The sequence below is a fragment of the Sandarakinorhabdus oryzae genome, from assembly GCF_009733735.1.
GTDB lineage: Bacteria > Pseudomonadota > Alphaproteobacteria > Sphingomonadales > Sphingomonadaceae > Sandarakinorhabdus > Sandarakinorhabdus oryzae.
This window is the reverse complement of the sequence record NZ_WNJP01000145.1, coordinates 1-6,936: the sequence shown is the minus strand read 5'-3', so window position 1 is coordinate 6,936 and position 6,936 is coordinate 1. Positions and strand designations below refer to the sequence as shown.

The window sequence follows — 6,936 nt, the reverse complement described above, 5'->3', positions numbered from 1 at the left end:
GGCCCCGTGCGCCCGGCGCCGCAGCTGGGCGCGGACACCGACGCCGTGCTGGCCGAGGTGCTGGGCCTTGCCAGCGGTGCCATCGGCCGGCTGCACGATGAAGGACTGGTGGCGTGACGCCCGACGCCATCGCCCATTGGCAGAGCTGGGTCGGCAAGGCGGAGTGGCGCGAGGAAATGCTGCACGGGCCGGACGTGCTGCGGCTGGCGGAGGCGCTGAACTGGGATGCCGAGGCGCTGGGCTGGCCGCCGCTTGGCCATCTCGCGTTGTTCCTGCCCCCGCCCGGCCCACGCGGGCCGGATGGCCACCCGGCCCGCGGCGGTTTCTTCCCGCCGGTCAGCCTGCCGCGGCGGATGTTTGCCAGCGCCGAATACCGCTTCCACCGCCCTTTGATCGCCGGCATGCCCGCCATGCAGATGCGGGTGCTGGAAAGCCTGGCGCCCAAGACCGGCAAGACCGGCACGCTGCTGCTCGGCCAGGTCCACATCGAGATCTGGCAGGAGGGCGAAAAGGCGCTGGAGGAGATACAGACCATCGTCTGGCGCGACGATGGCTCGCCGGTGCCGTTGCCCGCGCCAGCCACCCCGCCGCCCGCGGGCGATGCCGTCTTCACGCCGGGGCAGGTAGCACTGTTCCTGTTCTCCGCTGCCACCGCCAACGCCCACCGCATTCACTACGACCTGGCCTATGCGAGCGACGAAGAGGGCTATCCCGGCCTGGTCGTCCACGGCCCGTTGGCGGCGGCGCAGTTGCTCGGCCTGTGGGAACGGCGGCATGGCCCAGCCAGGCGCTTTGCCTTCCGCGCGCAGGCGCCGCTGTTCGCCGGGCAGCCGATTGCGCTTCGCGCCGCCGATGATGGCTTGCAGGCGCTGCGCTGTGACGGCACGGTGGCGGTGACTGCAACCGCCGGGTGAGCGCATGGATATCGAAACCTTCAGCCTGTTGAAGGATCAACTGGCCCGCTATGTCGTCGAACGGCTGATCCCGGCGGAGGACGCGGTGGAGGAAGCTGACGATATCCCGGCCGATATCGTGGCCGAATTCAAGGCGATGGGCCTGTTTGGCCTCAGCGTGCCCGAGGAGTTTGGCGGGCTGGGACTGACCATGGCGGAAGAAGCGCAGTTGGTGCGCATCCTCACCCGCGCCAGCGTCACCTTCCGCAGCCTGATCGGCACCACGGTCGGCATCGGCAGCCAGGGCATCATGATCGACGGCACCGCGGCGCAGAAGGCCGAGTGGCTGCCGAAGTTCGCCACCGGCGAGGCGATTGCCAGTTTCGCGCTGACGGAACCGGGCGCCGGCTCCGACGCGGCGTCCCTGCGTTGTTCGGCGGTGCGCGAAGGCGATATCTACCGGATCAACGGCACCAAGCGCTACATCACCAACGCCCCGCGTGCGACGGTGTTCACCCTCATGGCCCGCACCGAACCCGAGATGAAGGGCGCCGCCGGCATCAGCGCCTTCATCGTGCCGGCCGACACGCCGGGCATCAGCCTGGGCAGGCCCGACCGCAAGATGGGCCAGCGCGGCGCCAAGACCTGCGACGTGATCCTCGACAATGTGATGGTGCCCGCTGCCAACATCATCGGCGGCGTCCCCGGCCAGGGCTTCCGCACGGCGATGAAGGTGCTCGATCGTGGCCGCATCCACATCGCCGCCGTCGCGCTCGGCATGGCGGACCGGCTGATCGACATGAGCCTGACCTACGCCATGGAGCGCCAGCAGTTCGGCAGCCGCATCGGCGATTTCCAGCTGGTGCAGGCGATGCTGGCCGACATGGAGGTGGACCGGCTGACCACGGCCGCCCTGCTGGAGCGCACCGCCGCGCGCTTTGACGCCGGCCAGGCGACGGCGCGCGAATGTTCGGTGCTCAAGCTTCATGCCTCGGAAGCCGTGGGCCGAATCGCCGATCGCGCCGTGCAGATCCACGGCGGCGCCGGCTATATGGCGGAATACAAGGTCGAGCGTTTCTATCGCGATGTCAGGCTCTTGCGGATCTACGAAGGCACCAGCCAGATCCAGCAGACCATCATCGCGAAAGCCATGATGCGGGAGAATGCCTGATGCGCCGCGCTGCAATCGTTTCGCCGCTCCGCACCGGAGTCGGCCGTTTTGGCGGGTCACTGGCCGGCTTGCCGGCCGGCGAACTGGGCGCCATCATCCTCAAGGCCCTGATCGAGCGCACGAAGATCGATCCGGAGCGCGTGGACGACGTGGTGTTCGCCCACGGCTACCCCAACGGCGAAGCGCCCTGCGTGGCACGCTGGTCATGGCTGGCGGCGGGCTTTCCGGAGAGTGTGCCCGGCGTGTCGCTCGATCGGCGTTGTGGTTCGGGCTTGCAGGCGGTGATCGACGCCTCGATGCGGGTGGCGACCGGCGCCGCCGATATCGTGGTGGCCGGCGGCATCGAAAGCATGAGCCAGGTCGAATATTATTCGATTGATCACAGGAATGGCGCCCGCATGGGCAGCACGACCTTCCACGACCGGCTGGTGCGCGGCCGGGTGATGAGCCAGCCGATCAGTCGCTATGGCGTGATTTCCGGCATGATCGAGACGGCCAACAATCTCGCCCGCGATTATGGCATCAGCCGCGAGGAATGCGATGCCTATGCAGCCCAGAGTCACCAGCGCGCGGCCCGCGCCTGGGCAGACGGCAAGTTTGCCGATGAACTGGTGCCAATCGAGATCGCGCAGAAAAAGGGCGCGCCAACACTGTTCGCGGCTGATGAAGGCATCCGTGCCGACGCGACGCCGGAAAGCCTGGCCCAACTGAAGCCCATCGAGAAGGACGGCGTCGTCACTGCCGGCAACGCCAGCCAGCAGAATGATGGCGCCTCGGCCTGCCTGGTGGTGGCGGAGGAGCTGCTGGAACCGCTCGGCCTCACACCCATGGCCTGGCTCACCGGCTGGGCGGCAGCCGGCTGCGATCCATCGCGCATGGGCATTGGCCCGGTGCCGGCCGTGGAACGACTATTCGCGCGCACTGGCATGAATTGGAGCGATATTGACCTGGTTGAATTGAATGAAGCCTTTGCCCCGCAAGTGCTCGCGGTGCTGAAGGGCTGGGGCTGGCATGATCCCGACAAGCTCAACGTCAACGGTTCGGGCATCAGTCTTGGCCATCCGATTGGCGCGACTGGCGGGCGCATTCTGGCGTCGATGTGCCACGAAATGCAGCGGAGAAAGGCCCGTTTTGGACTGGAAACCATGTGCATCGGTGGCGGTCAGGGACTGGCGGCCATCTTTGAAAGACTCTGACCATCTCTGTGCCAAGTTGTTAACTTCTTTCCGCTTTCTTGGACCTTCATTGTTTGGTAACAGAGATTCCTGTGTGATTCGGGGGATTAGTTGCGTTGGGCGTAAGGGAGTCGACCACCGCAAATGGTTCAACCAGATCGGGGCGAAAGCCCAAGCAACAACGGCTAACCCCGGTCGGGGGCTAGGAGCGGTGCCAGTCCTTGCGGGCTGGCACCGTTTTCCATTTCAGGCTACCCGGCAGCCATGATCCAGGAAGATGCTCCCGCCGCGCTGGCCGGCATTCGCGTGCTCGATCTGTCGCGTGTGCTGGCAGGGCCCTGGTCCACCCAGATCCTCGCCGATCTGGGCGCCGACGTGGTGAAGGTGGAAGCGCCCGGTCGCGGCGACGATACCCGCGCCTGGGGCCCGCCGTTCCTGAAAGGTGCCGACGGGCAAGACGAGATCGGCACTTCGGCCTATTATCTTGCGGCCAACCGCAACAAGCGCTCGATCGCGGTCGATTTCGCCGATCCTGCCGGCGCGGCGTTGCTGCGCGAACTGGCGCGCGAGGCCGATATCGTCGTCGAGAATTTCAAGGTCGGCGGCCTCGCCAAATATGGCCTCGACTGGCCGAACCTGAAGGCGGTGAAGCCGTCCCTGGTCTATTGCTCGATCACCGGTTTCGGCCAGACCGGTCCCTATCATACCCGAGGCGGCTATGATTTCGTCGCCCAGGGCATGGGCGGCTTCATGGCCATCACGGGGGAGGAGGGCGGCGCCCCCTTGCGCGCCGGCGTCGCCATGGCCGACGTGACAACCGGCCTCTATGCCACCATCTCGATTCTGGCGGCGCTGCGCCATGCCGAACGCACCGGCGAAGGCCAGCATATCGACATCAGTCTGCTCGACGCCCAGATTGCCTGCCTCGCCAATCAGGCGATGAACTGGCTGGTGGGCGGCGTCGATCCCGGCCGCATGGGCAACCGCCACCCCACCGTGGTGCCCTACAAGACGTTCGATGTTGCCGATGGCACCATCATCATCGCCATCGGCAATGATGGCCAGTTCCGCGCCTTCTGCCGCCTGATGGGCGTGGCGCACCTGGCCGAAGACGAGCGTTTCGTCACCGCCCGCGCCCGCCTCATCAACCGCGATGCCATCGAAGCCGAGGTGCAGCGGCTGGTGGCAAACGAACCCGGCCTGCCGCTGATCGAGCGCCTCGCCGCCGCCGGCATTCCGGCCGGGCCGGTGAACAAGGTGAGCGAGGTGTTCGCCGATCCATTCATCGCCGCCCGCCAGGTCGTGCATGAGTTCGTGCGCGACGACGGCGCGCATATTCCCAGCGTGGCCTTTCCGGGCAAATTGTCGGCAACGCCGGCCAGCATGCGGCGGCCGCCGCCGCGTGTGGGCGAAGATGCGTCCAGCGTATTGGCAGAGTGGCTGGGCCGTTAACCGTTCCTTGACGCGAACCGGCGACACTGTGCGCCATCTCGAGTTGCGGGTGGCGAGCGTGATTGACCAGCATGACATGACCAGCAGCGGCCCCCTGTGGCTGCGCCGCGCCTTTCTGGCGCTGGCGGCGCTGTGGCTGGTGGTACAGGCCCATCTCGGCAGCTTCCTCGGCAACTGGCGCGACAATGGCTATCTGCCTGGCAATGTCTGCTGGCTGCTGATCCTTTATTGCCTGGCGCGGCTGACGTTGAACTGGGGCGTGTCCAGCCTGCGCTTGCGCCGCCTGTCGGGCGACGCGCTGTTCCTGCTGGCGATGGTCATCGGCCTGGAAATGGCCTGGCGCGCGCTGGCCGGGCCGACAGGCATGGCCGTGCCCGCGGGGTTCGCCATGTTCATGGTGCAGCCCTTCCTGGTGGTCCTGGGCTTCGCCACCCTCCATCGTCAGCGCTTCAACCTGGGCTGATCATCGTCCGATCGAATCGAAACTGACAGCCCGCCACGGCCAGGGCAGCCGTTCAACCGCCGGTAAAGTTTGGCGGGCGTTTCTCGAGGAACGCTGCCATCGCCTCGCGATTGTCGGCGGTGGTGTGGGCCAGCGCCTGCATGGCCGCTGACAGCTGCAGCACCGTTTCCAGCGTGGCGCCGCGGGCTTCCCACAACAGCCGCTTGGTCATGCGCACCGCTTGCGGCGGGTTGGCAGCGATGCGCGCCGCGATGGCGCGGGCGGCGTCGAGCAATTCGGCATCCGGCACGACGCGGCTGACCAGCCCGATGCGCAGCGCTTCGGCGGCGTCCACCATGTCGCCGGTCAGCGCCATTTCGGCGGCCTTGGCGTGGCCGACGACATGCGGCAACAGCCAGGCGCCGCCATCGCCAGGAATGATGCCCAGCTTGACGAAACTCTCGGCGAACTTGGCACTCGTCCCGGCGATGCGGACATCGCACATGCAGGCCAGATCACAGCCGGCACCGATGGCCGGTCCGTTGACGGCCGCCACGACCGGTACCTCAAGCGCGGCAAAGGCGCGGGGCAGGCGCTGGATACCGGTGAGATAGTTGCGGCGGGTACGGATTGGCGCCGCACTGGCCAGGCCGTCGCCGCTGGCCATCTTCTTGAGGTTGCCGCCCGACGAGAAGGCGCTGCCAGCGCCAGTGAGAATGGCGACGCGCGCATCTGGGTCGTTCTCCAGCCGCGCCAGCGCCGCCAGGATGGCATCGACCATGTCGTCATCCGACACGGGGTTGCGCAGCTCGGGCTGATTGAGGGTGAGGGTGACGATGTGGCCATCGCGGGCATAGAGGACATGATCAGTCATGGCGCGCACTGTGCGGCGGCGGCCGATTGTTGTCGAGCCATTGCCGCACCTGGCTGAGCAAAGGCAGCGCGGTGCGGACCTGGTGGCGGGGAACGGCGGCGGCCAGCCGGTTGAAATGCGGCACCAGCGCCGCCAGCGCCGCCTCGCGGACAAGCTGGCCGGCCGGCGTGATCCGCACGAAATGGGCGCGGGCATCGCCAGGGTCGGCTTCGATCACGACATGGCCAGCGGCTTCCAGCTTCTGCAGCGTGTTGGTCATGGCGCCCTTGGTCACCTGGAAGGCGGCGGCGAGCCGGGAAGGGCCCCAGTTGCCCGGCATCCGGGCAAGGTGATTGAGCACGCCAAAACCGGCCAGCGACAAGTCGGGCGGCAGCTGGCGTTGCAGGGCGGTGGTGGACAATGCCTGGATCTGCGCAATCTCGGCGAACAGTTCGGAGTAGATCGGGTCGCTCGACATCATGGCGCGATTCTCCTGCATTGGCGGCGCGCAACGGGTCCCCGCACGGCAAATTGGCGATAGTTCAACATTAAACCAATATAGTTCAATATTCAACTAATTGCCGCAGCATGCATTTACAGGTTGAAATTCAACGGTTTCAGCGAACGCCCAGGCCGCGTGCAATGATGCCGCGCAAGATCTCGCGGGTGCCGCCGCGCAGGGACACCATCGGCGCAATCTGCACAATCGCCGCCAGCGTGGCCTGCAATTGCGGGGGTGGATCCGGGATGAAGGGCAGCAGACTGCGCGCCACGTCGGGGATGGATTGCTCGAAACTGGCGCCCAGATCCTTCACCATCGCCGCTTCCAGCGCCGGGTCTTCGCCGGCGGCCAGCAATGCCGCCATGCCGCGCGCCATCAGCCGCAGCACCATCAGATGCGCCGCCAGCCGGCCGATCGGCGCGCGTGCCGCCACTGCGTCCGCGGGCAG

8 protein-coding genes are annotated in these 6,936 nt (G+C 66.8%); 5 read left to right on the top strand and 3 right to left on the bottom strand.

All coding sequences use genetic code 11. The features are described from left to right. Positions 1-113 precede the first annotated feature (113 nt). From GJ693_RS12480 to GJ693_RS12460, 5 genes are all read left to right on the top strand, one after another. Positions 114-914 carry a hypothetical protein gene (locus GJ693_RS12480; protein ID WP_156256620.1) on the top strand — a complete coding sequence of 267 codons (801 nt, stop codon included), beginning with the start codon at positions 114-116 and terminating at the stop codon, positions 912-914. Between the two features lie 4 nt (positions 915-918). Further along, complete coding sequence (locus GJ693_RS12475) at positions 919-2,064, top strand: acyl-CoA dehydrogenase family protein (RefSeq protein ID WP_156256619.1); 1,146 nt, start codon at positions 919-921, stop codon at positions 2,062-2,064. Further along, on the top strand, positions 2,064-3,260 hold the full coding sequence (locus tag GJ693_RS12470; RefSeq protein WP_156256618.1) for an acetyl-CoA C-acetyltransferase: 1,197 nt from the start codon (positions 2,064-2,066) through the stop codon (positions 3,258-3,260). The genes GJ693_RS12475 and GJ693_RS12470 overlap by 1 nt, the downstream gene beginning before the upstream one ends. Positions 3,261-3,503: 243 nt before the next feature. Further along, a complete protein-coding gene (locus tag GJ693_RS12465) occupies positions 3,504-4,691 on the top strand; it encodes a CaiB/BaiF CoA transferase family protein (protein WP_156256617.1) in 1,188 nt (395 codons plus the stop codon). A gap of 7 nt (positions 4,692-4,698) precedes the next feature. Then, positions 4,699-5,154, top strand: coding sequence for a hypothetical protein (locus GJ693_RS12460; RefSeq protein ID WP_197042169.1), 456 nt, complete (start codon positions 4,699-4,701; stop codon positions 5,152-5,154). Between the two features lie 52 nt (positions 5,155-5,206). On the opposite strand, the gene GJ693_RS12455 is transcribed toward GJ693_RS12460, so the two are convergent. The 3 genes from GJ693_RS12455 to GJ693_RS12445 form a co-directional block, all read right to left on the bottom strand. Continuing rightward, entirely contained in the window at positions 5,207-6,007 is an 801-nt protein-coding gene (locus GJ693_RS12455; RefSeq protein WP_156256615.1) for a crotonase/enoyl-CoA hydratase family protein, read from the bottom strand. Then, a complete protein-coding gene (locus GJ693_RS12450) occupies positions 6,000-6,485 on the bottom strand; it encodes a MarR family winged helix-turn-helix transcriptional regulator (protein ID WP_197042168.1) in 486 nt (161 codons plus the stop codon). The genes GJ693_RS12455 and GJ693_RS12450 overlap by 8 nt, the downstream gene beginning before the upstream one ends. Positions 6,486-6,603: 118 nt before the next feature. Then, positions 6,604-6,936 (bottom strand): acyl-CoA dehydrogenase family protein (locus tag GJ693_RS12445; RefSeq protein WP_268893160.1); only part of this gene is annotated, 333 nt, incomplete at its 5' end.